Annotated in this window: 22 protein-coding genes and 1 pseudogene; 18 read left to right on the forward strand and 5 right to left on the reverse strand. The window is 60.2% G+C overall.

Annotation, left to right across the window (positions count from 1 at the left end; translation table 11 throughout):
* The first annotated feature begins 70 nt into the window (after positions 1–70).
* The 6 genes from hemC to TX23_RS09845 all read left to right on the forward strand — a co-directional run bounded on the left by hemC (position 71) and on the right by TX23_RS09845 (position 5,574).
* Positions 71–1,012, forward strand: coding sequence for a hydroxymethylbilane synthase (gene hemC, locus TX23_RS09820; protein ID WP_057702003.1), 942 nt, complete (start codon positions 71–73; stop codon positions 1,010–1,012).
* A complete protein-coding gene (locus tag TX23_RS09825) occupies positions 1,009–1,767 on the forward strand; it encodes a uroporphyrinogen-III synthase (RefSeq protein WP_057702004.1) in 759 nt (252 codons plus the stop codon). Before hemC ends, TX23_RS09825 begins: the two co-directional genes overlap by 4 nt.
* A gap of 18 nt (positions 1,768–1,785) precedes the next feature.
* Positions 1,786–2,901, forward strand: a complete 1,116-nt coding sequence (locus TX23_RS09830; protein ID WP_057702005.1) for a uroporphyrinogen-III C-methyltransferase — start codon at positions 1,786–1,788, stop codon at positions 2,899–2,901.
* 5 nt (positions 2,902–2,906) lie between these two features.
* On the forward strand, positions 2,907–4,148 hold the full coding sequence (locus TX23_RS09835) for a heme biosynthesis protein HemY (RefSeq protein ID WP_057702006.1): 1,242 nt from the start codon (positions 2,907–2,909) through the stop codon (positions 4,146–4,148).
* A 237-nt stretch (positions 4,149–4,385) separates the two neighbouring features.
* Positions 4,386–4,907 carry a disulfide bond formation protein B gene (locus TX23_RS09840; RefSeq protein ID WP_057702007.1) on the forward strand — a complete coding sequence of 174 codons (522 nt, stop codon included), beginning with the start codon at positions 4,386–4,388 and terminating at the stop codon, positions 4,905–4,907.
* A gap of 208 nt (positions 4,908–5,115) precedes the next feature.
* Positions 5,116–5,574, forward strand: coding sequence for an Rsd/AlgQ family anti-sigma factor (locus TX23_RS09845; protein WP_057702008.1), 459 nt, complete (start codon positions 5,116–5,118; stop codon positions 5,572–5,574).
* 53 nt (positions 5,575–5,627) lie between these two features.
* Here TX23_RS09845 and TX23_RS09850 read toward each other — a convergent pair whose 3' ends face one another.
* Positions 5,628–6,305: an FKBP-type peptidyl-prolyl cis-trans isomerase gene (locus TX23_RS09850; RefSeq protein WP_057702009.1), complete on the reverse strand. Its 678-nt coding sequence runs from the start codon at positions 6,303–6,305 to the stop codon at positions 5,628–5,630.
* A gap of 192 nt (positions 6,306–6,497) precedes the next feature.
* Between TX23_RS09850 and TX23_RS27030 the strand changes: the two genes are divergently transcribed.
* Positions 6,498–7,628 carry an AlgP family protein gene (locus TX23_RS27030; RefSeq protein WP_082629594.1) on the forward strand — a complete coding sequence of 377 codons (1,131 nt, stop codon included), beginning with the start codon at positions 6,498–6,500 and terminating at the stop codon, positions 7,626–7,628.
* On the opposite strand, the gene TX23_RS09865 is transcribed toward TX23_RS27030, so the two are convergent.
* Positions 7,625–8,089, reverse strand: a complete 465-nt coding sequence (locus tag TX23_RS09865; RefSeq protein ID WP_057702011.1) for a TIGR02444 family protein — start codon at positions 8,087–8,089, stop codon at positions 7,625–7,627. The genes TX23_RS27030 and TX23_RS09865 overlap by 4 nt on opposite strands.
* A 50-nt stretch (positions 8,090–8,139) precedes the next feature.
* On the opposite strand from TX23_RS09865, the gene TX23_RS09870 reads away from it, so the two are divergent.
* From TX23_RS09870 to TX23_RS28420, 6 genes and pseudogenes are all read left to right on the forward strand, one after another.
* Positions 8,140–10,050 (forward strand): ATP-binding cassette domain-containing protein, encoded by a 1,911-nt coding sequence (locus tag TX23_RS09870; RefSeq protein ID WP_057702012.1) that lies wholly within the window; start codon positions 8,140–8,142, stop codon positions 10,048–10,050.
* Positions 10,050–10,616, forward strand: a complete 567-nt coding sequence (locus TX23_RS09875; RefSeq protein ID WP_057702013.1) for a mechanosensitive ion channel family protein — start codon at positions 10,050–10,052, stop codon at positions 10,614–10,616. The genes TX23_RS09870 and TX23_RS09875 overlap by 1 nt, the downstream gene beginning before the upstream one ends.
* A gap of 168 nt (positions 10,617–10,784) precedes the next feature.
* Positions 10,785–11,417 (forward strand): LysE family transporter, encoded by a 633-nt coding sequence (locus tag TX23_RS09880; RefSeq protein ID WP_057702014.1) that lies wholly within the window; start codon positions 10,785–10,787, stop codon positions 11,415–11,417.
* 140 nt (positions 11,418–11,557) lie between these two features.
* A complete protein-coding gene (locus tag TX23_RS09885; RefSeq protein ID WP_057702015.1) occupies positions 11,558–13,453 on the forward strand; it encodes an FTR1 family protein in 1,896 nt (631 codons plus the stop codon).
* Between the two features lies 1 nt (position 13,454).
* Positions 13,455–13,910 carry a YaiI/YqxD family protein gene (locus TX23_RS09890; RefSeq protein ID WP_057702016.1) on the forward strand — a complete coding sequence of 152 codons (456 nt, stop codon included), beginning with the start codon at positions 13,455–13,457 and terminating at the stop codon, positions 13,908–13,910.
* A gap of 8 nt (positions 13,911–13,918) precedes the next feature.
* Positions 13,919–14,005 (forward strand): annotated as a pseudogene (locus tag TX23_RS28420) (outer membrane lipoprotein carrier protein LolA); the annotation flags it as partial.
* A gap of 11 nt (positions 14,006–14,016) precedes the next feature.
* On the opposite strand, the gene elbB reads toward TX23_RS28420, so the two are convergent.
* Complete coding sequence (elbB, locus tag TX23_RS09895; protein ID WP_057702017.1) at positions 14,017–14,682, reverse strand: isoprenoid biosynthesis glyoxalase ElbB; 666 nt, start codon at positions 14,680–14,682, stop codon at positions 14,017–14,019.
* A 115-nt stretch (positions 14,683–14,797) separates the two neighbouring features.
* Here elbB and TX23_RS09900 point away from each other — a divergent pair, with 115 nt between their 5' ends.
* Positions 14,798–16,033, forward strand: coding sequence for a sterol desaturase family protein (locus tag TX23_RS09900; protein WP_057702018.1), 1,236 nt, complete (start codon positions 14,798–14,800; stop codon positions 16,031–16,033).
* On the opposite strand, the gene TX23_RS09905 is transcribed toward TX23_RS09900, so the two are convergent.
* Positions 16,014–16,649: a DedA family protein gene (locus TX23_RS09905; protein ID WP_057702293.1), complete on the reverse strand. Its 636-nt coding sequence runs from the start codon at positions 16,647–16,649 to the stop codon at positions 16,014–16,016. The two genes, TX23_RS09900 and TX23_RS09905, sit on opposite strands and share 20 nt — an antisense overlap.
* Before the next feature lie 208 nt (positions 16,650–16,857).
* Between TX23_RS09905 and hemB the strand changes: the two genes are divergently transcribed.
* Together hemB and ppk1 are read left to right on the forward strand one after the other, a co-directional pair.
* Positions 16,858–17,871, forward strand: coding sequence for a porphobilinogen synthase (hemB, locus tag TX23_RS09910; RefSeq protein WP_057702019.1), 1,014 nt, complete (start codon positions 16,858–16,860; stop codon positions 17,869–17,871).
* A gap of 18 nt (positions 17,872–17,889) precedes the next feature.
* Positions 17,890–20,112, forward strand: coding sequence for a polyphosphate kinase 1 (gene ppk1 / locus TX23_RS09915; RefSeq protein WP_057702020.1), 2,223 nt, complete (start codon positions 17,890–17,892; stop codon positions 20,110–20,112).
* 126 nt (positions 20,113–20,238) lie between these two features.
* On the opposite strand, the gene ppx is transcribed toward ppk1, so the two are convergent.
* A complete protein-coding gene (gene ppx, locus TX23_RS09920; RefSeq protein ID WP_057702021.1) occupies positions 20,239–21,741 on the reverse strand; it encodes an exopolyphosphatase in 1,503 nt (500 codons plus the stop codon).
* Between the two features lie 478 nt (positions 21,742–22,219).
* Here ppx and TX23_RS09925 point away from each other — a divergent pair, with 478 nt between their 5' ends.
* Together TX23_RS09925 and TX23_RS09930 are read left to right on the forward strand one after the other, a co-directional pair.
* Entirely contained in the window at positions 22,220–22,867 is a 648-nt protein-coding gene (locus TX23_RS09925) for a DUF1120 domain-containing protein (protein ID WP_057702022.1), read from the forward strand.
* A 106-nt stretch (positions 22,868–22,973) separates the two neighbouring features.
* The gene (locus TX23_RS09930) at positions 22,974–23,675 is read left to right on the forward strand and encodes a fimbria/pilus chaperone family protein (RefSeq protein ID WP_280513734.1); all 702 of its coding nucleotides are present in this window, start codon (positions 22,974–22,976) and stop codon (positions 23,673–23,675) included.

A 23,675-nucleotide genomic window follows, 5' to 3' on the forward strand; every position in this document is an offset into this window, starting at 1 on the left:
CTGATTCAAATCAAAGCGTATTTGCCTGAGCTGTTATTATCCGCCGTATCTATTCAGTACGGATTGATCCATGTCCTCTCGCGAAATCCGCATCGCCACCCGTAAAAGCGCCCTGGCCTTGTGGCAGGCCGAATACGTTAAAGCACGCCTTGAGCAGGCTCATCCGGGCATCAAGGTATCCCTGGTGCCCATGGTCAGTCGCGGCGACAAGCTGCTGGACTCGCCACTGTCGAAAATCGGCGGCAAGGGCTTGTTCGTCAAGGAACTGGAAACCGCGCTGCTGGAACACGAAGCCGACATCGCCGTGCATTCGATGAAAGACGTGCCCATGGACTTCCCTGAAGGCCTGGGCCTTTTTTGCATCTGCGAGCGCGAAGACCCGCGCGATGCCTTTGTTTCCAACACCTACGCATCCCTGGATGACTTGCCGCTGGGCAGTATCGTCGGCACCTCCAGCCTGCGTCGCCAGGCCCAACTGCTGACACGTCGCCCCGACCTGCAGATCCGCTTTTTGCGCGGCAACGTCAACACGCGCCTGGCCAAGCTGGATGCCGGCGAATATGACGCGATCATTCTTGCCGCCGCCGGCTTGATCCGCTTGGGCTTCGAAGATCGCATCACCTCGGCCATCAGCGTCGAAGACAGCCTGCCCGCCGGTGGGCAGGGCGCGGTCGGCATCGAATGTCGGACCGCCGACAGCGAAATCCACGCACTGCTCAAGCCCCTCGATCACGCTGATACCGAAGTTCGTGTGACCGCCGAGCGCGCCCTGAACAAACACCTCAATGGCGGCTGCCAAGTTCCCATCGCCTGCTATGCCGTGCTCGAAGGTGAGAACCTGTGGCTGCGCGGCCTGGTGGGGGATCCGGATGGCGGTACCCTGCTGACCGCCCAGGTGCGGGGGCCGCAACGAGACGCCACGGCCTTGGGGATTCAGGTGGCCGAGGAGTTGCTGGACAAAGGCGCCGGTGCCATTTTGCAAAAAGTCTATGGCGAGGCTGGCCCGCAGTGATCGACTGGCGAGTGCTGCTGACGCGGCCTGCCGAAGAGTCGACGGCCCTGGCGGCGGTATTGTCCCAGGCCGGTATATACAGCAGCCGCTTGCCGTTGCTGGAGACGCAAGCGTTAGCGGTCACGGCTGAGCAACACCTGGTGTTTGGCGCGTTGCAGCGTTATAGCGCAGTCATTGTGGTGAGCAAACCGGCCGCGCGCCTGGCTTTGCAACGGTTGGGGAATGCCGTGCCGCCAATGCCGTGGTTCAGCGTCGGCGCGGCGACGGCGCAGATCCTGGCCGGTCATGGCCTCGACGTTCATTATCCCGCCACTGGCGATGACAGCGAGGCCTTGCTTCAATTGCCTGCATTGCGCGAGGCTATCGCACAGCCGGGCGCCAAGGTGCTGATCCTGAGGGGCGAGGGCGGCCGAGAGTTGCTGGCAGAGCGTTTGCGTGAGCAAGGTGCTAGTGTCGACTATCTGGAATTGTATCGGCGTTTTCTTCCGGTCTACGAGGCGGGTGCGCTGATGCAGCGCATCCGTTTGGAACGCTTGAACGGCCTGGTGGTCAGCAGTGGGCAGGGTTTTTTACACCTGCAAGCCCTGGCTGGCCCCGATTGGCCCCAGGTGGCAGAGCTGCCGTTGTTCGTGCCCAGCCCGCGCGTCTATGAGATGGCGCGGGCAGCTGGCGCAAAAAAAGTTGTGGATTGTCGCGGCGCGAGTGCCGCGGCTTTGTTAGTGGCGTTGGGGAGCTATCCCGTTCCCACTCTCTGATACGCAAAGGACGGATACGTGAGCGAAACAGCCTTGCCTAAAGATGAAGCTCAACCCGCGCTTGATGCGTCGGTCGAGACACCGGTCACCGCGCCGCGCCGTGGCAATGGCCTGGCAGTCGTCGCCTTGTTGCTGGGGGCTGCAGGCGTAGCCGCCGGCGGCTGGGGGATTTGGCAGGTGCGTGCCCTTCAAACCAGCAGCCAACACCAACTGAGCCAAGTGCAGACCCTGGATGACCAATCCCAGAGCCTCAAGCAAAGCCAGCAACAGTTGGCCGCCCGCCTGGCGCAATTGCCGGGTGCGGACGAGCTGGAGGAGCGCCGCCGCCTGGTTGCCCAGTTGCAGGGCGATCAGCAACGCCTGAGCCAGCGCCTGGAAACGGTGTTGGGCGCCAGCCGCAAGGATTGGCGCCTGGCCGAGGCGGAGCATCTGATTCGTCTGGCCAGCTTGCGTTTGTCTGCCTTGCAAGACATCAACAGTGCGCAGTCGCTGGTCCAGGGCGCCGACGAAATTCTTCGCGAGCAGAGCGACCCAGGCGCTTTCACCGCCCGCGAGCAACTGGCCAAGAGCCTTGCCGCCTTGCGCAGCACTGAGCAACCGGACCGCACCGGTCTGTACCTGCAACTGGCGGCCTTGCGTGATCAGGTCGTGCAGTTGGCGGCGATTGCCCCCGAATATCAGCTTACGGAGCCCGCTTCCCAAGGGCGCCCCACCAGCGATACGCAGAACCAGTTGAGTCAGTGGTGGGAGCAGATTTCCCGCTACTTCCGCATCGACTTCAACCCGGATGACAACATCCGCCCTTTGCTGGCTGGCCAGGGCTTGAACCAAGTGCGCCTGGCCCTGAGCCTGGCGCTGGAACAAGCCCAATGGGCCGCGCTTAACGGCGAGTCGGCGGTGTACAGCCGCTCGTTGGGCGAAGCACGCAGCGTATTGCAGGACAACTTCAATCAGGACAACCCGCAGAGCAAGGCGATGCTGGCGCGTATCGCTGAACTTGAGCCCAAGGCCGTATCGGTGGTGACGCCGGACCTGGCTGCGAGCCTGGCCGCCGTGCAGGCATACCTTGAACGTCGTCATCTGTCTGCCGACGAAGCCAAGGCCGCGGCCGGCAAGCCGGCGACCCAGGAGTAGAGCTGATGAAGCGTTTCTATGTGATCCTGGTGCTGGCGATTGCCGTCGCGCTCGCACTGGGCGTGGGTATTTCGAAACACACCGGCTACGTGCTGATTACCTATCCGCATTTGCTGCATTACGAATCAAGCCTGTGGGCGACCCTGGTGGCCGTGTTTGCCATCGGCCTGGCGATCTACCTGGTTCGTGTGTTGCTGAGCCTGATCACCACCTCCGGTGGCGTGGTCAATCCATGGTCGCGCCGCAACCGCAGCCGCCGTGTGCAGATCGCGATCGAGCAAGGCCAGATGGACCTCGCCGAGGGTCGCTGGGCCAGTGCCGAGCGCCATTTGCACCGCGCGGCGGAAGCTGAGCGCCAACCGCTGCTCTACTACATCGGCGCTGCCCGTGCAGCTAATGAACAGGGTCGCTATGAGGAGTCCGACGGCTTGCTGGAGCGCGCTCTGGAGCGTCAGCCCCAGGCGGAATTGGCCGTGGCTCTGAGCCATGCGCAACTGCAGATGGATCGCGGCGATACTGAAGCCGCCCTGGTGACGCTTCAGGCAATGCACGAGCGGCACCCCCATAACGCGCAGGTGCTCAGGCAGCTGCAGCGCCTGCATCAGCAGCGTGGTGATTGGTCGTCGGTGATTCGCCTGCTGCCTGAGCTGCGCAAGGACAAAGTCTTGCCCGCCAGTGAGCTGGCTGAGTTGGAGCGTCGTGCCTGGGGCGAAAACCTGAGCCTGGCTGCCCAGCGTGAAGAGCAGGGCGAGGCGGGCTTGCAGTCTCTGGAACGGGCCTGGGAGCAACTGACTTCGGCTCAGCGCCAGCAGCCGCAACTGGTGTTGGCTTATGCCGACCAACTGCGTCGACTTGGCGCAGATGCGAAGGCCGAGGAAGTGCTGCGTGGTGCGCTCAAGCGCGACTATGACAGCCACCTGATTCGCCTGTATGGCCTCCTGCGTGGCAGTGACCCTGCGCGCCAATTGAAGTTTGCCGAAGGCTGGCTCAAGGATCATCCAGGCGATGCCAGCTTGCTGCTGACGTTGGGTCGTCTGTGCCTGCAAAACAGCCTGTGGGGCAAGGCCCGGGACTATCTTGAAAGCAGCCTGCAAGTACAGCGCAACCCGGAAGCCTGTGCCGAATTGGCCCGCCTGCTCGCCCAACTGGGCGACACTGAGCGCAGCAACCAGCTGTTTCAGGAAGGCCTGGGGTTGCTCGACAATCGTCTGTTGTCCTCGCCGTTGCCCGTACCGGCGCGTGCTTGAAGTAGGAAAGGGTGAACGGATGGGCTCGGATCTATCCGACGCCCGATCCTTCGAACCCCGGTAAACACTCGGTATAGCTGGCCTGGTAACCAATTCCTACCTGTTGTAACTGGATTTCCGCCATGCCTTGGCGGAATGTCCTTACGTTTTCGCGGAATTGTCTGCTCCAGAGCGTATTGAAAGGGGTCAGGCCTTTCCTCTACCGTAGCGACCTATCTCTTGCAGTGCGGATAAACAATGTCTTTGGCCCCTTTACGCTCCTTGTTTTTCCTGGCGTTCATGGCGGGCGCGCTGACGTTGGGCGCGTCCTTCTATCTGGAATACGGCGCGCTGCTACAGCCTTGCTTTCTGTGCCAGGTTCAACGCCTGTTTCTGGCCACCTTTGCGCTGATCAACCTGATGGCCGCCCTTCATAATCCCGGACGTTCCGGCCTTTGCCTGTATGGGCTGGCGAGCATCGTGTGTGCGCTGTTGGGGGCCGTTACCGCCGGGCGCCAAGTACTGTTGCAGAATATTCCGTCAGGTGCGGTTCGGGATTGTTGGCCCAGCCTGCACCACATGATCGAAAACCTGTCGTTCTGGCAGGCGGCGCGATCAGTGTTCAACGGTACTGTCGATTGTGTCGAAATCAACTGGACGCTATTTGACCTGAGCCTGCCGGAGTGGAGCCTGTTGTTCTTTGTAGCAATGTTGATCCTGGGCATCACGCAATGCTCGCGGTTGCTGTTTAGTAAGCACTTACGCCTCACAGCACCATGAAAACGGGATGCGGGTTGTAGGAACGGATTAAACGCTTGTATGAACATTCTCTCCTGCGTACCTTGAAGCCATAGTCCTGCGGGCATAATCTGGCCCGCACGCGTATCCAAACCATTTGTCAGACGCGGCTTTGTTCGACTGCTGCTTAATCCTCCAAGTGTTGCGCAGGTACAGAGCAGCAGCGCCCCTATAGGGAAGAGAGATCATCATGCTGGAAAGTTGTCAGAATGCTCAGGAACGTTGGGGTGGGGTGCACAAGCTGATCGACAGCTGGTTGAAAGCACGTCACGAACTGGTTCGGGCCTTTGATGCTCTCGGTGCCAAGCCCGAAGCGCTGGCCGAGAATCGCGAGACGCTGCAAGATTTTTGCGCTGTGCTGGTGGACTACGTGTCTGCTGGTCATTTCGGTGTCTACGAGCAACTGACCAAGGAAGCCCAGGCCTTCGATGATCAGCGAGGCTTGGAGCTGGCAGACACGCTCTACCCGCGCATCGACGTGATTACTGAAAAGCTGCTGGCGTTTACCGACCTGTGTGATGCCGGTAAATGTGTAGCAGAAAAATTCAAAGAACTGGGCGCGCTGTTGCATGAGCGTTTCGAGCTGGAAGACTGCTTGATCGAAGTGCTGCACAACGCCCATAAGGAAGAAGCTGCCACCCAAGTCTGAAGCTGGGTGGGCAGATAAAAAACGGTGCGCATGTCGCACCGTTTTTTTATGGGTCAGTGGCGAGTGCCGAGCAGTTCGATCTCGAACACCAATGGCGTGTAAGGGGCGATCAACTCACCCGCGCCGTCGGCGCCATAGGCCTGGGCCGAAGGAATCACCAGGCGCCATTTCGCCCCCACGGGCATCTGTTGCAATGCGCTGCTCCAGCCGCTGATCACGCTGTCCAGGCGAAACCATTGCGGCTGCGCACTTTGGTCAAAGACGGTGCCGTCGGGCAATTGGCCCACGTATTTCACTTGTACCTCGTCGCCGGCTGATGGTTTGTTGCCGGTGCCTGGCGTCAGTTCTGTGAGCAGAATTCCATTGGCCAACTCGCGAACACCCTTGGCGGCTTTTTCCCGGTTGAGAAATTGCTGTTCAGCGGCGAGTGCTTTTTCGCTTTGAGGTATTTGTGCGTTGGCGGCGTTTTGCGCTTCGTGTTCGGTGAGGATCTGTTCGATGCGTGCGTTGTCGAGCGCCAGCGGCTTGCCTTGATAGGCTTGCTTGAGGCCGTCGAGCAGAGCCTGGATCTGCAGGTCGGGGACTTCCTGGCGCAACCGTTCGCCGAGGCTTGCGCCCAAGCTATAGGCAAGATCGTGCGGCGCTGTGGCATTGGTTTTTGACGGCGATTGCTCGCTCGCATCGGCCATGGAAATTGCCAAGCCAAACACTAGAAAAAGGTAACGCGACATGGGCATTCTCCCGACGAAGGTGCGACGGATTATGCCAGTGCGGGGGCGTAAAAACTGGCGAGCATTTGCGTTATATCGATAAGAATTTTCGTACCGTGCAACGCAAGCCCAACGATACTGTCAACATGCCCTAGCGGCGGTAAGAGCAGAGGGCTAGTATGAGCCGCACCCACGTCAGCCAGGAGGTAAACCATGTCGGCCAAACAGAAGCCTGTAAATACCCCGTTGCACTTGCTCCAACAACTTTCGGGCAGCTTGCTCGAACATCTGGAAAGCGCATGTTCCCAGGCGTTGGCCGATGCAGAAAAACTGCTCGCCAAACTGGAAAAACAACGCGGCAAAGCACAAGAGAAACTGCACAAATCCCGTACCAAACTGCAAGACGCCGCTACTGCCGGCAAGTCCAAGGCGCAAGCCAAAGCCAAGGGCGCTGTCAAAGAACTTGAGGACCTGCTGGATGCCCTCAAGGATCGTCAAGCTGAAACCCGCAGCTACATTTCCCAACTCAAAAAAGACGCTCAAGAAAGCCTGAAACTGGCCCAGGGTGTTGGTCGTGTGAAGGAAGCCGTGGCTAAAGCGCTGGGTGCTCGTACACCGGCCAAGGTTGCAGCCAAGCCGGTTGCCAAAACTGCTGCTGCCAAGCCAGCTGCTAAAACTGCCGCTGCAAAACCAGCCGCCAAGCCAGCTGCTAAAACTGCCGCTGCAAAACCAGCCGCCAAGCCAGCTGCTAAAACTGCCGCTGCAAAACCAGCCGCCAAGCCAGCTGCTAAAACTGCCGCTGCAAAACCAGCCGCCAAGCCAGCTGCTAAAACTGCCGCTGCAAAACCAGCCGCCAAGCCAGCCGCTAAAACTGCTGCTGCAAAACCAGCCGCCAAGCCGGCCGCTAAAACTGCCGCTGCAAAACCAGCCGCCAAGCCAGCTGCTAAAACTGCCGCTGCAAAACCAGCCGCCAAGCCGGCCGCTAAAACTGCTGCTGCAAAACCAGCCGCCAAGCCAGCCGCTAAAACTGCTGCTGCAAAACCAGCCGCCAAGCCGGCCGCTAAAACGGCTGCTGCTAAACCAGCAGCCAAGCCAGCTGCTAAACCTGCCGCTGCGAAACCAGCCGCCAAGCCAGCCGCTAAACCTGCTGCTGTAAAACCAGCTGCTAAGCCAGCTGCCAAACCTGCTGCTGCAAAACCAGCCGCCAAGCCAGCCGCTCCAGCAGCATCGGCTGCCACCCCGGCAGCATCCGCCGCTCCAGCAGCATCCGCCGCTCCAACCGCACCGGCCAGCAGTACTCCTGCACCGGTAGCGCCAAGCACCACCCCAACCAGCGCTTCCTAAGTGTTGGTGGCCGCGACGCGCAGCTGCTGCAGCGCGTCGCGGTCAAGGTTGGCGGCTTCGGTCGCCAGGCCTTCAAGCCATTGGTGCTGACCCACCACTTCGTTGATCGGCCATGTCTGCGCCAGCGCTTCCAGGCGCGCCAGCAGCGTTCGTTCGGCCTCCAGTTCCAGCGTCTTGACCTGCTCGCGTAGCGTTGCCAATTGCGCATCCTGCTGGGCCATGGCACGCCATTGCACGCGTACTTGTCGCAAGGGTTCGACAACCTGCACCCGCCACGGGTGGGCAACCTGTTGCAGCATCCGCACCCGCTCAGGGCTATGGGCCACACCGCGCCGCTCCAGCCACGCACCACACAGCAGCAGACATACATCCGCGCCTTGTTCCTGCAAGCGCAGGCAAGCGGCCTCCACACCCGGGCGAGCGTAGGTCGAAAGGGCAAAGCTCCACAGGTCAGCGCACATATTCACACCCAAGCCAGCGGCCAACGAAGCTGGTAGACTCCGCCGCCATTATGATCCGACTTCAAAGCCTAACATTACAGCGTGGCCCGCAACGTCTTCTCGAAGACGCCGAGCTGACCCTGCACGCCGGTCACAAAGCCGGCCTGATCGGTGCCAATGGCGCCGGCAAATCCACGTTGTTCGCCTTGCTGCTCGGTGAGCTGACCCCGGATTCCGGGGACTGCCTGCTGCCGGCCGACTGGCGCATCGCCCATATGCGCCAGGAGATCGACACCCTGGACCGCATCGCGATCGACTACGTGCTCGATGGCGACCTGCGCCTGCGCCAGGTGCAACACGACCTCGCCGAAGCCGAAAAAGCCCAGGACGGTGCCGCTCAGGCCCGCCTGCACGCCGAGCTGGACAGCGCCGACGGCTACACTGCCGACGCCCGTGCCCGCAAAATGCTCGCTGGCCTGGGCTTTACCAACGAACAGATGGACCGCCCGGTCGCCGACTTCTCCGGCGGCTGGCGTATGCGCCTGAACCTGGCCCAGGCACTGATGTGCCCCTCGGACCTGTTGCTGCTCGACGAACCGACCAACCACCTGGACCTCGATGCGATCCTGTGGCTGGAAGACTTCCTCAAGAGTTACCAGGGCACCTTGCTGCTGATTTCCCACGACCGGGATTTCCTCGACGCTGTGGTCGACAACATCGCCCACGTCGAACAGAAGAAAATCACCCTCTACCGTGGCGGCTATACCGCGTTCGAACGCGCTCGCGCCGAACGCCTCGCCCAACAGCAGCAGGCGTTTGAAAAGCAACAAGCGCAACGTGCGCACATGGAAAGCTACATCGCCCGCTTCAAGGCCCAGGCCACCAAGGCCCGTCAGGCTCAGAGCCGTATCAAGGCGCTGGAGCGCATGGAAGAACTGTCGGCGGCCCACGTTGATTCGCCGTTCGACTTTGTATTCCGTGAGTCGGTGAAGATCTCAAGCCCCCTGCTCGATCTATCGGACGCCCGCTTGGGTTACGGCGACAAGACCATCCTGGAGAAGGTCAAGCTACAGCTCACGCCCGGCGCGCGCATCGGTTTGCTTGGGCCCAACGGTGCAGGCAAGTCGACGCTGATCAAAAACCTTTCGGGCGAACTTGAGCCTTTGGCCGGTCGCCTGACCCGTGGTGAAAACACGGTGGTGGGCTACTTCGCCCAGCATCAACTGGATTCGCTCGACGCCAAGGCCAGCCCGCTGTTGCACCTGCAACGCCTGGCACCTACCGAGCGCGAGCAAACGCTGCGCGACTTCCTCGGCGGTTTCGACTTCCGTGGCGCGCGTATTGACGAGCCGGTGCTGAACTTCTCCGGGGGTGAAAAAGCCCGCCTGGCCCTGGCCCTGATCGCGTGGGACCGGCCGAACCTGTTGCTGCTCGATGAGCCGACCAACCACCTGGACCTGGAAATGCGCCTGGCACTGACCATGGCCCTGCAGGAGTTCAGCGGTGCGGTACTGGTGGTGTCTCACGATCGCCACTTGCTCAAGAGCACTACCGACAACTTCCTGCTGGTGGCCGACGGCAAGGTCGAAGAGTTCGACGGCGACCTCGACGATTACGCACGCTGGCTGACCGATTACCGCCTGCGCAATGCGCCGGCCAGCAACACCCCGGTCAACCCGGACAAAACCGACAAGAAGGCCCAGCGCCAGGCCGCCGCCGCGCTGCGCCAGCAGTTGGCACCGCACAAGCGCGAAGCCGACAAGCTGGAGGCGGAACTGGGCAAGGTGCATGAGCGCCTGGCCAAGATCGAAACCAGCCTGGGCGACAGCGCCGTGTACGAGGCGGCGCGCAAGGACGAGCTGCGTGACCTGCTGGCCGAACAGGCCAGGCTCAAGGTGCGCGAAGGGCAGTTGGAGGAAGCCTGGATGGAGGCTCTGGAACTGCTCGAAACCCTGCAAGCGGAGCTGGAGGCGCTGTCCTGATGGAAGCGTTGCAACTGCCGGTACCGGCGCAATGGGTCGAACCTGTATGGATCGGCGTGCAAATCCTGCTGATTCTGCTGGCCGGCTACCTGGCCCAGCGCTTTGTCGCCAAGGGCCTGACGCGCCTGGGTGAGCGTTACCCGTTCCCGCCGCAGTTGCTGATGCCCCTGCGCGGCGGCTTGCGCTGGCTGATCATGGGCAGTGCGCTGATCTTTGTACTGGGCCGCCTGGGTGTGTCTGCCACGGTGCTGTGGACGGCGCTGTCAGGGTTTGTCGCGGTAGCGGCGGTGGCGTTTTTTGCCATGTGGTCGGTGCTGTCCAACCTGCTGTGTGCAATCCTGATCTTCACCGTCGGGCCGTTTCGCCTTGGGGATATTGTTGAGTTGGTGGACACCGTCGATAAACCTGGCGTGAAGGGCCGGGTCGTGGCGATCAACCTGCTTTACACCACCTTGATCGAAGTGGAAGAAGCCGGTACCAGCAGTGCGATGGTGCAGGTGCCGAACAGTATGTTCTTCCAGCGCTCCGTACGCCGTTGGCCCGGGCCCGGTACCAACATCCTGTAGGAGCGAGCTTGCTCGCGAAGAACCTGAGAGCGCCGCGTTCATCCAGTTTGCCCGCGTTATCGTTGACGATCTTCGCGAGCAAGCTCGCTCCTACAGAAATTGATAGCCAGCCTTCGGTCGCTGGAGTTAGCTTAAGGCACAATCGCTGACTCCCTTCTGAGGTGCGCAATGGCTCTCGACACATGGCTGGCCTTTTTCCTGGCCAGTTGGATCATCTCCCTTTCCCCTGGCGCCGGTGCCATCGCTTCGATGTCCAGCGGCCTGCAATACGGTTTTGTGCGTGGCTACTGGAACGCCATTGGCCTGCAACTGGGCCTGGCGATGCAAATTGCGGTGGTAGCGGGTGGCCTGGGTGCCATTTTGGCGGCGTCGTCGACCGCGTTCTATGCGATCAAATGGTTTGGCGTGACCTACCTCGTGTACCTGGCCATCAAGCAATGGCGTGCCCTGCCCATGGACATGACCGATGACGCCGCCGTGCGCCCGATCGGCAAGCCGATGGCGATGATGTTTCGCGGCTTTTTGGTCAACGCCAGCAACCCCAAGGCCCTGGTGTTCATGCTGGCCGTGTTGCCGCAGTTCGTGAACCCGCAGGCGCCGCTGTTGATTCAGTACCTGATCCTTGGTGCGACCATGATCAGCGTCGATATGATCGTGATGGCGGGCTATACGGGGTTGGCCTCTAAAGTTCTGCGGCTGCTGCGTACGCCCAAGCAGCAGAAACGTGTGAACCGCACCTTCGCCGGCTTGTTTGTCGGTGCCGCCGGTTTCCTCGCAAGCTTGCACCGCGCCACGGCATAACTGAACAAGCCGGATCAAACTGTGGGAGGGGGCAAGCCACCTCCCACATTGGTTTTGCGGTGATATGAAATAACACCTTGAGTCGAATCCATTAAAGCTCAACAATAGTGTTACTTCGTATTTCCACTTGAGATTCATTCATGACTGCCCCTTTCCGCTTTCTTGCGTGGCTGCTGTTGCCGGCGCTGATGTCGTGCAGCTTCAATCTCTTGGCCGCGACCGCCGAAGGCGCGCCTCAGGCCCTGCATTTGCTGGACTATATCGGCGCCGACTACCCGCCGACGGTAGAGGCAGGCAAGGTGGTGGACGACTCGGAATACCGCGAGCAAGTGGAGTTTCTCGGGGTGCTGCAGGGTTTGGTGGCTGATCTGCCCGACAAACCCGAGCGCGCTGAATTAATAAAAGGCGTTGATGAGTTGCTGGCGGCGGTCACCGCCCATCAGGACGGCGCAAGCGTGGCCCGCCAGGCTCGTCAGTTGGGCGCCAAACTGGCCGTGGCGTATGAAGTCAGCCAGGCCCCGGCCATCACGCCGGACCCGACACGCGGTGCGCCGCTCTACGCCCAGCATTGTTCGGTGTGCCACGGTACTGCCGGTGCCGGTGATGGCCCGGCGGGCATGGGCATGACGCCGCCGCCTGCGAACCTGCGTGATGCCACGCGTCTGGATCGCTTGAGCCTGTATGCGATCTACAACACCCTCGGGCTGGGTGTCGAAGGCACTGATATGCCGTCTTTTGCCGACCAGTTGGACGACCGCCAGCGCTGGGATCTGGCGACCTATATCGCCGGTTTCACTGCCGAGCCGGCTGCCGCCAAAAGCGAGCAGGCGTTCAACCTCGCCGACCTGGCGCGACAGACTCCCAATGAAGTGCTCGCCGCCAGCGGCCCTGACGCTGCGGCGACCTTCCGCGCTCAGCGTGCCCAGCCGCCGCAAGTCCAGCGTGGCCCCGCGCAGTTGCTCGACTACACGGCTGCCACGCTGGACAAGAGCCTGGCGGCCTTCCGCAACGGCGACCACGAGCAGGCCTATGATTTGTCGGTCGCTGCCTACCTGGAAGGCTTCGAGCTGGTGGAAAGCTCGTTGGATAACGTCGATGCCAATGTGCGCAAAGACACCGAGAAGGCCCTGATGGCCTATCGGCAATCGCTGCAGGACGGATTGCCTGTCGAGCAGGTGCAGCAGCGCCTTGACGTGGCCAAAGGCAAACTCACCGAGTCTGCCGGGTTGCTGGGCGGCGATGGCCTGAGCTGGTCGTTGAGCTATATCTCCGGCTTGCTGATTTTGCTGCGTGAAGGGCTGGAAGCGATTCTGGTGCTGGCAGCGATCCTCGCCTTTCTGCGTAACACCGGCCAGCAATCGGCGGTGCGCAGCGTCAACGTCGGCTGGGGCCTGGCGCTGTTGGCAGGTTTGGGTACCTGGGCCTTGGCGGCCTATGTCATTGACGTCAGCGGTGCCCAGCGTGAATTGCTTGAAGGCTGCACAGCATTGTTCGCCAGTGTGATGGTGCTGTGGCTTGGGGTATGGATGCACGACCGGCGCCACGCGGCGGCCTGGCAGGACTACATCAAGAGCAGCCTGGTGGGCGGCGGTGGGCGTTTCGGTTTTGCCGTGCTGGCGTTCTTCTCGGTGTACCGCGAGCTGTTCGAAGTGATCCTGTTCTACGAAACCCTGTGGTTGCAGGCCGGCCCTGCAGGGCACAATGCGGTGCTGGCCGGTGGTGCCACGGCGCTGGTGCTGCTGGTGGGCCTGGCCTGGGTGATCCTGCGCGGTTCGGCGAAGTTGCCGTTGGCGCTATTCTTCAGCATCAACGCCGCGTTGCTGTGCGCGCTGTCGGTGGTGTTTGCCGGGCACGGTGTCAAGGCTTTGCAGGAGGCGGGCATCTTCGGCACGCGGCCGGTGGCGTTCTTTGAGTTCGACTGGCTGGGCATCCACGCCGATGCCTATTCGTTGAGCGCACAGGCCGTGGCGATCCTGGCGATTGTGGTGCTGTATGGCCGTAGCCGGCTGACCGAGAAGCGCCGGGTGGCGGCGTAGTATGCGCGTGTGGATCGACGCCGACGCCTGCCCTCGGGCGGCCAAGGACCAAGTGGTGAAGTTCGCTCTCAAGCGCCAGTTCGAGGTGGTGCTGGTGGCCGGGCAGAGCCAGATCAAGCCGAGCTTTTCCTGTGTGAAGCTGATCGTGGTGCCCAGCGGCCCCGACGCGGCCGATGACTACCTGGTTGAGCACGCGGTGCCCGGCGAATTGGTGATTTGCAGCGACGTGCCCTTGGCCGATCGGCTGGTGAAGAAGGGCGTCACGGCCCTTGATCCGCGAGGCAAGGAGTTCAGCCCGGCGAACATGAGTGAGCGGTTAGCGGTGCGTAACCTGTTTACTGACCTGCGCGAGCAAGGCCAGATGGGCGGCGGACCACCGCCCCACAGCGAAAAGGACAAGCAGGCGTTTGCCAATGCATTGGACCGAATCCTTACCCGCTTGATGAAGCCGATGTAGGAGCGAGCTTGCTCGCGAAAAACGTCAACGATAACGCGGGCACTCTGGATGAACGCGGCGCCCTCAGGTTCTTCGCGAGCAAGCTCGCTCCTACAGAAAGAGGGCGTCAGTCGTTCTCGTGGGTCAGCTCAAGCACCCGATCCACCAGCTTGTTGATCCCTGACGCCACTTCACTGATGTTCTTGCCGAGCATATACGCCGGCGTACTGACCAGCTTGCGCGCCTTGTCTTCGACGATATCTTCCACCGTGCATTCGTGGTGTGTGGCGCCCATCTTGTCCAGGGCGGCCGCTGTGTCGGCATCGTTACCGATGGTGCAGGTTACGCCAGGGCCGTAGATCTTCGCGGCCAGGGCCGGCGAGATGCAGATCAAGCCCACCGGCTTGCCTGCTTCGGCAAACGCTTCAGCCAGCTCCAACACCTGCGGGTTGACGCTGCAACCGGCGCCTTCCACGGCAAAGTTCGACAGATTCTTCGCCGCGCCAAACCCGCCCGGCACGATCAGGGCGTCGAAGTCCGCGGCGTTGGCTTGGGCAATATCCTTTACTGCGCCTCGGGCGATACGCGCAGACTCCACCAGCACATTGCGCGACTCGGGCATTTCTTCGCCCGTGAGATGGTTGATCACATGCAATTGCGCAATATCGGGGGCAAAGCATTCCACTTGAGCGCCGCGCTGATCCAGGCGCAGCAGGGTGATCACGCTCTCGTGGATCTCTGCGCCGTCATATACGCCACAGCCGGAAAGGATCACTGCAATTTTTTTGCTCATGGGCATTTCTCCTGATTCATGGCGTTAAATGTCTACTAATTTGTAACCTGTTGCCAATGGGATCTCACGCCGCTGCACCTAATCTTGATGTAACAAAAATAGACCGGACTAGCCCATGGACTTTGTGCCTTACGCAGTACCGTTTTTTATTGCCCTGATCGTCGTGGAGCTGCTGGCCGACCGTTGGCGCGGCGCACGCAACTATCGGGTCGCGGATGCCATCAACAGCCTCAGCACCGGCGTGCTGTCCACCACGACCGGTTTGCTGACCAAGGGCGTGGGCCTTTTGACCTACGCGTTTGCTCTCAAGCATCTGGCGCTCATCGAGTTGCCGGCCCAGAGTGCCTGGACCTGGGTATTCGCTTTTGTGTTCTATGACTTCTGCTATTACTGGCTGCATCGCATGGGCCACGAGCGCAATATTCTTTGGGCTGCGCATTCGGTGCATCACCAGAGTGAGGACTACAACCTCACCACCGCCTTGCGCCAGACCAGCACCGGTTTCCTGCTGAGCTGGATCTTCTACCTGCCTCTGGCCGTCGTTGGCGTGCCGCTGGTGGTGTTTATCAGCGTGGCTTCGCTCAACCTGTTGTATCAATTCTGGGTCCATACCCGCCACGTTCCCAAGCTGGGCTGGTTCGAATGGTTCTTCGTGACGCCGTCCAATCATCGGGCCCACCACGCACAGAACGCTCTCTACATGGATCGTAACTACGGCGGGGTGTTCATTATTTGGGACCGGCTGTTCGGTACTTTTCAAGAAGAGGACGATAATGAGCCGGTGATCTTTGGGGTGACCACACCTCTGGCGAGCTGGAACCCGCTGTGGGCCAACCTGCAGTTTTATGCGCAGTTATGGAATGACGCCCGGCGTACTGAAAGCCGCTGGGACAAGCTGCGCATCTGGTTTATGCGCACCGGCTGGCGCCCGGCGGACGTCAAGGCCAGGTACCCCATGGCCAAGCCGGACCTGAGCCAGTTCCGCAAATTCGAGGTGCCTTTGGACGCGCGGCAGCAGTTCTACATCGCGCTGCAATTCGTAGCGTATGTGGGCTTTGGCAGTTATCTGATGAATTTCGGTGAGGGCATGCCTACGGCGGCGCTGGTGCTCGGTTGGGGCGCGATGGCGCTAGGCCTGTTTACCTTGGGGGTGGCGCTGGAGAATCGCCCATGGGCGTTGAAGGCCGAGTTGGCGCGCCTGGCGCTGAACCTGCCGTTGGTATGGTTGGCGCCGCTGGTCGGCTTGTGGCCCGCCAGCCATCTCGCCTGGCTGGGCCTGGCGAGCTACAGCCTGCTCAGCGTGATCGGTCTCTACTGTTGCAGAGGCCGGTTTACTCGGTTGGCGTCTTAGGCGATTCGATTGAGGCTTGCTCGGCAGCCTGTCGCGCCTTGGCCTCGGCACACGCCTCACGGGCGATGCGGGCATTCTTGAAGCGGCGTCGCAGCCACAAGCCAAAACCCAGCACCAGCAGGGCGCCCAGTACCCATAGTTCGTATTTCTTGACGCTGCCGAGCATACCTTCGAGCACCGCACCGAAATGATAGGCCGCAGCTCCCAAGGCAGCGGCCCAGATCGCCGCACCAATACCGTTAAGGATCAGATAGCGCATCGGCGGGTAACCGGACAGGCCAATCGCCACGGGCATCACTGTGCGCAAGCCGTAGACGAAGCGGAAGCTCAGTACCCAGATATCCGGATGCTTGCGGATATGCTCCAGAGCCTTGTCGCCCATCAACTGCCAGCGCGGCTTGCGTGCCAGCAGCTTGCGGCCGTGCTTGCGCCCCATGTAGTACCAGAGCTGGTCGCCGGCGTAGCTGCCAAAAAAGGCAACGACCACCACCAGGTTGATATCCATGTAGCCACGGAACGCCAGGAAGCCTGCGAGTACGAGGATGGTCTCGCCTTCGAAAAACGTGCCGAGAAAGAGGGCAAAGTAGCCGAAGTCATGCAGAAATTGTTGAAGCATGGTCTGGGGTGCTGGCGAAATGAACGCGCAGCCTACGCCTTCACGAAGATTCATGAAAGTATCGAGATGTGTCACGAAGTGAACAATTCCTACATATATGACGAATGCGCCTACAGGTCGCATCGATAAGCACAACTGTCATACCTTCGTCATAATGGCCGCTTATAACTGCAACGCTCGCCCGTAAACGCGGGCTCAGGAGTCTGTCGTGAGCTTTACCCCTGCCAACCGCCTGTTCCCCGCCACTCGTCTGCGCCGCAACCGTCGTGATGATTTTTCTCGCCGCCTGGTACGTGAAAATGTACTTACGACGAACGATCTGATCCTGCCAGTATTTGTGCTCGACGGCGAAAATCGTCGGGAAGCCGTCGCGTCGATGCCGGGTGTGGAGCGTTTGACCATTGATCAGTTGCTGATCGAGGCGGCCAATTGGGTTGAGTTGGGAATCCCGGCACTGGCGCTGTTTCCGGTGACCCCGCCGCAGCTCAAGTCTCTGGACGCCGCCGAAGCCTGGAACCCGCAAGGGATCGCCCAGCGCGCCACCCGTGCCTTGCGCGAGCGCTTCCCGGAGCTTGGGGTGATCACTGATGTGGCACTGGACCCGTTCACCACGCACGGCCAGGATGGCATTCTTGACGAAGAAGGTTATGTACAGAACGACATCACCGTCGATGCGCTGGTCAAGCAGGCGTTGTCCCACGCCGCGGCGGGCGCTCAGGTGGTTGCGCCGTCGGACATGATGGACGGTCGTATCCAGGCGATTCGCGAAGCCCTTGAGCTGGCCGGTCACGTCAATGTGCGAATCATGGCCTACTCGGCCAAATACGCCAGCGCCTATTACGGCCCCTTCCGCGATGCTGTAGGGTCGGCGCTGAACCTGGGCAAGGCCAACAAGGCCTCGTACCAGATGGACCCGGCCAATAGCCAGGAAGCGCTGCACGAAGTGGCCGTTGACCTGGCCGAAGGCGCCGATATGGTGATGGTCAAGCCCGGGATGCCGTATCTGGACATCCTTTATCGGGTCAAAGAGGAATTCAAAGTGCCGACCTTTGTCTATCAGGTCAGCGGTGAATACGCCATGCACATGGCGGCGATCCAGAATGGTTGGTTGAGTGAAGGGGTGATTCTCGAATCCCTGACTGCCTTTAAACGTGCCGGCGCTGATGGCATTCTGACCTACTTCGCCGCCCGCGCTGCCCAATTGCTTAGAGAGCAACAATAGCCCTCACAGGAACACTCGATGAATACCGAAGGACTCTCCGAAGTTGCCGTAAAAGACGCTCACCCGGTGGTTGAACAAGTTACCCAGACCCCGCCGGAGCTGGAGCCTGCCCCGCCTGCGGTGGTTGCCGAAGCACCTGCGCCGGTGCCCGTGCCCGTGGTCACCAACCTGGATGACAGCAGCCTGTACATCCATCGCGAGTTGTCACAACTGCAATTCAACATCCGCGTGCTGGAGCAGGCGCTGGATGAGTCCTACCCGTTGCTGGAGCGGCTGAAATTCCTGCTGATCTTCTCCAGCAACCTGGATGAGTTCTTCGAGATTCGCGTTGCCGGCCTCAAGAAGCAGATCACCTTCGCCCGTGAACAAGCCGGGGCCGACGGCCTGCAACCGCATCAGGCGTTGGCGCGCATCAGTGAATTGGTGCATGGCCATGTGGACCGCCAGTACGCGATCCTCAATGACATCCTGCTGCCGGAGCTGGAAAAACATCAGGTTCGCTTCATTCGTCGTCGTCACTGGACCGCCAAGATCAAGACCTGGGTGCGCCGTTATTTCCGCGACGAGATTTCGCCGATCATCACCCCCATCGGCCTGGACCCTACGCACCCGTTCCCACTGCTGGTGAACAAGAGCCTCAACTTTATCGTTGAGCTTGAAGGTATCGATGCCTTCGGTCGCGATTCGGGCCTGGCGATCATCCCGGCGCCGCGTCTGTTACCACGCATCATCAAGGTACCGGAAGAGGTAGGGGGCGCTGGCGACAATTATGTATTTCTGTCGTCGATGATCCATGCCCACGCCGATGACCTGTTCCAGGGCATGAAGGTCAAAGGCTGCTACCAGTTCCGCCTGACCCGTAACGCCGACCTGGCACTGGATTCCGAAGATGTCGAAGACTTGGCCCGGGCCCTGCGCGGCGAGCTGTTCTCGCGGCGTTATGGCGATGCGGTGCGTCTGGAAGTGGCGGATACCTGCCCCAAACATCTGTCGGACTACCTGCTCAAGCAGTTCAACCTGGCCGAATCCGAGTTGTACCAGGTCAATGGCCCGGTGAACCTGACGCGTCTGTTCAGCATTACCGGCCTGGACAGCCACCCGGAGCTGCAATACAAGCCGTTCACGCCGCAGATCCCGAAACTGCTGCAAAACAGCGAGAACATCTTCAGCGTGGTGAGCAAGCAGGACATCCTGCTGCTGCACCCCTTCGAGTCGTTCACCCCGGTGGTCGACCTGCTGCGCCAGGCTGCCAAGGACCCGCACGTCCTGGCCGTGCGCCAGACCCTGTACCGCAGCGGTGCCAACTCGGAAATCGTCGATGCGTTGGTGGATGCTGCGCGTAACGGCAAGGAAGTCACCGCGGTGATCGAGTTGCGGGCGCGCTTTGACGAGGAGTCCAACCTGCAACTGGCCAGCCGCCTGCAAGCGGCCGGTGCGGTGGTGATCTACGGCGTGGTCGGCTTCAAGACCCACGCCAAGATGATGTTGATTCTGCGCCGTGAGGCCGGTGAAATTGTGCGTTACGCCCACTTGGGCACCGGCAACTACCACGCCGGCAACGCCAAGCTCTATACCGACTACAGCCTGCTGACATCCGATGACGCGCTGTGTGAAGACGTCGGCAAGTTGTTCAGCCAGTTGATCGGCATGGGCAAGACCTTGCGCATGAAGAAGCTGTTGCACGCGCCGTTCACCCTCAAGAAGGGCATGCTCGACATGATTGCCCGCGAGACCCAGTTCGCTCTCGACGGCAAACCGGCGCACATCATCGCCAAGTTCAACTCGCTGACCGATCCTAAGATCATCCGCGCGCTGTACAAGGCCAGCCAGTCGGGCGTACGTATCGATCTGGTGGTGCGTGGCATGTGCTGCCTGCGCCCGGGCATTGTCGGCGTGTCGCATAACATCCACGTGCGCTCGATCATCGGCCGCTTCCTGGAGCACACCCGCGTGTTCTACTTCCTCAACGGCGGCGAAGAGCAGATGTTCCTCTCCAGCGCCGACTGGATGGAACGCAACCTCGACAAGCGTGTGGAGACCTGCTTCCCGGTAGAAGGCAAAAAGCTGATCATGCGGGTCAAGAAGGAGCTGGAAAGCTACCTGACCGACAACACTCACAGCTGGAGCCTGCAATCGGACGGGCGTTATGTACGCAACACCCCGACCGGCAACCAGAACCCGCGCAGCGCGCAGGCGACGTTGCTGGAGAAGTTGGGTAGTCCGATTCTTGCGGTGAACTAAAACCCAACGCAGTTCAAAAAGTGGGAGCGGGCTTGCCTGCGATAGCGGTAGGTCAGCCAAAGATGCATTGGCTGACACTTCGCCTTCGCGAGCAAGCCCGCTCCCACATTTGTTTTGCCGTGTGCTTTAGCGCAGGTTCAGGCTGAACCCCACCCGCGTCAGCCATTCGGCTTCCTGGGCGAAGTCCGCCTGGGTCAGTTGGTTTTCATCCAGCCAGCCCTTGGGGAAGATGACTTCCAGGCTGTCGTCATCGGCGTGCAGTTTTACCTGGGGCATTTCCTGGGTGCCACGAATGTGGTGGAACAGGATTGCAAAGCGCAACAGCGCGCACAGGCGAATCAGCTTGATGCCGTCTTTGCCGAATTCGGCAAATTTGTCCTTGGGAATATTGCGGCGATGGCCGCGCACCAGCAGTGCGAGCATCTGTTGGTCTTCGCGGGAGAAACCGGCCAGGTCCGAGTGCTCGATCAGGTAGGCGCCGTGCTTGTGGTAATGGTAGTGGGCGATGTCCAGGCCCACTTCATGCACCTTGGCGGCCCAGCCCAGCAGCTCGCGCCAGACGCCGTCTTCCAGGTCCCAATCTGCGGCCACCTGGTCGAAAGCGTGCAAGGCTTTGCGCTCCACGCGGGCGGCCTGTTCCAGGTCGACGTGGTAGCGTTCCATCAGCGAGCTGAGGGTGCGCTCACGCACGTCTTCGTGGTGATGGCGGCCCAGCAGGTCATACAGCACGCCTTCGCGCAGGGCGCCGTCACAGTGGTCCATGCGTTGCAGTTCGAGGGCGTCGAAAATGGCTTCGAGAATCGCCAGGCCCGCAGGGAAAATGGCGCGGCGATCAGGTTTGATACCGTCGAAGTCGATTTTTTCCGCATCCCCCAGCTTGAACAGCTTGCGCTTGAGCCACGCCAGACCTTCGGCATTCACCTCGCCGGTGCCATGGCCGCCAGCCTTCAAGGCCAGGCCGATGGCGCGGATGGTGCCGGACGAGCCGATGGCTTCATCCCAGGTCAGGCGGTGCAGGGCATGTTCAATGCTCATGATCTCCAGCCGCGCCGCCGTATAAGCCTGGGCATAGCGCGCCGGCGTGATCTTGCCGTCCTTGAAGTAACGTTGAGTGAAGCTCACGCAGCCCATCTGCAAGCTTTCACGCAGCAGTGGCTCGAAACGCTGGCCGATGATGAACTCGGTACTGCCGCCACCGATGTCCGCCACCAGGCGTTTGCCCGGTGTGTCGGCCAGTGTGTGGGACACGCCGAGGTAGATCAGGCGCGCCTCTTCACGGCCAGAGATAACTTCCACCGGATGCCCGAGGATTTCCTCGGCACGATGGATGAACTCATTGCGGTTTCGGGCTTCGCGCAATGCGTTGGTGCCGACGATGCGCACAGCGCCAGGCGGCATGCCATTGATCAATTGCGCAAAGCGCTTGAGGCAGTCGAGCCCGCGCTGCATGGATTCTTCATTGAGCTTGCGCTCGTCGTCGATCCCGGCGGCCAGTTGCACTTTTTCGCCGAGCCGCTCAAGGATGCGGATCTCACCGTTCTGGGCCTTGGCCACGACCATGTGAAAGCTGTTGGAGCCCAGGTCGATGGCGGCGATCAAGGACAGATTCTTGGCTTGGGATTGCGGCATGGTTTGGGAGTCTCGGTCGATAACCTTGCCATCGTGCCACGATCGACCGCTGGAGCCAACGCGTTGTGCTTCGGTAATTTTCCCTATGCGGTCTGTAGGAAAACTTTGGAAAGCTAAGGGCTGCTTCGCAAGCTTTCGGTAAACAAACTTTCCGACGATGTAAGAGGTTTTAACCGCCTGCAGTTGTTAATGTGTAGATGATTTTGCCTACAGTGGGTGGGACTATATGCTGTTCTATATTTTGCTCTTGCCTACACTGTCGATGGGTTGAAGTAATTGTTTGTTCTTGCCGGGGCCTACAACAAATACCGCGCTGTCTGATTTTTTATCGGGGTACCCACACCCCAGACTGTCACTCGGCAATTCTGCCGGGGTGTTATTTATTTATAGTTTTGTATTAAGGACGATAGTTGTTGAGCGATGGAATCGCCAAAACCTGAATAAAGAGCGCCTGTTAACTTCAAGTGACAGGACGAGCATGAAAAAAATTGTTGGATTGACCTTCGGTATTGCGTGTCTGGCTGCAGCTCTGCAAGTTCAGGCAAATACGAGCGCCCAGTTGATCGTCAAGGGGACGATCAAGCCTGCCGCATGCAGCTTAAACCTGTCGGGCGGTGGCATCATTGACTACAACACGATTCGCTCCGGCGAGTTGTCTCACACGGCATTCAACCCGCGTGAAGAGCGCACCACGTCCCTGGTTATCAATTGCGGCGGTGCGCCTGCCAGGTTCGGCCTCACCTTCAGCGATTTGCAGGCGGGGAGCAAGGTAACAGGCATCCTTGGGCCGGGCTTCTCCGAAGCGCAGAACTTTGGTTTGGGGATCGCAGCGTCCCGACGCGTCGGTGGCTATTCGATCACCCTCAGGGACCTTCGCTCTTCCGGAACAACGCTGTTTTCGATCATGCGCACCGGACATGGTGCCTGGCAAAACAGCGACGGCAGAATCGCCCAATCGCCCAGCCAGTACTCCTGGCGTAATGGCGTGAGCGTGACCCCTGCCTCGATCAGCCAGTTGACAGCCACAGTGGCGGTGAAAGCCGTGATCAACAAGGCTCAGGACTTGGATCTGAGTCGTGATGTTCCCCTGGATGGCCGCGCCACGCTTGTATTGAGTTACATCTAAACAACCGAAAACAGCCGATCAAGAAAGCCAACCCTTTCTTGTTGGCTGTTTTTCTTTGGGCGTTAGGTGGCCAATCGTCAACTTCATGAGTTGTGGGGAATATTGCGTGCGTGTTTATTTAATAAGTCTTGCGTGGCTGTGGAGTGTTTTTTTCAGTGTGATGGCTGTGGCGGATGGGATGTTGCCGGACACAACTGTAGTCGTACTTTATGAGGAAGATGGCGAAGCCACGATCACTATCAAGAACACCGATGCAGGGCCGGCGTTGCTTCATTCTGTTATTGAAAACGTGCCTGAAGATCTCGAACCGCTACTGATTGTCACGCCTCCTATTACCCGTGTGGAAGCGGGGGATACGCAGCTGGTGCGTTTCATCAGCACGCTGAAGCAGCCGCTCAAGACCCAACGGCTCAAGCGCGTGTCTTTTGAGGGCATTCCCCAGGCGCGGGCCGCGGACGGCGCGACCATCGGTATCACTCTTCGGCAGAATCTGCCGTTGATCCTGCATCCCAAAGGCTTGCCACGCCACCAAACCCCGTGGGAGCTGCTGAGGTGGGAGCGGTTCGCCGAGCGACTCACCGTCCACAACGACAGCGCTTACGTCGTGCGTCTGGCACCGGATGTGCAACTGCTTCCACAAGGTATTCAAGCCACACTGCCGCGCACCTATATCTTGCCAGGTGAGGCGTTGGTGGCGAAGGTTGACGGTGCTTTGGGCGATGTGGCGCAGGTTGAGATTCAACCTGCCACGGTCTATGGCTTTTCGGTAGACAGCTACCTGGCACCGGTCAACGCAGATGCGCGTTGA

This window comes from Pseudomonas paralactis, from assembly GCF_001439735.1.
Lineage (GTDB): Bacteria > Pseudomonadota > Gammaproteobacteria > Pseudomonadales > Pseudomonadaceae > Aquipseudomonas > Aquipseudomonas paralactis.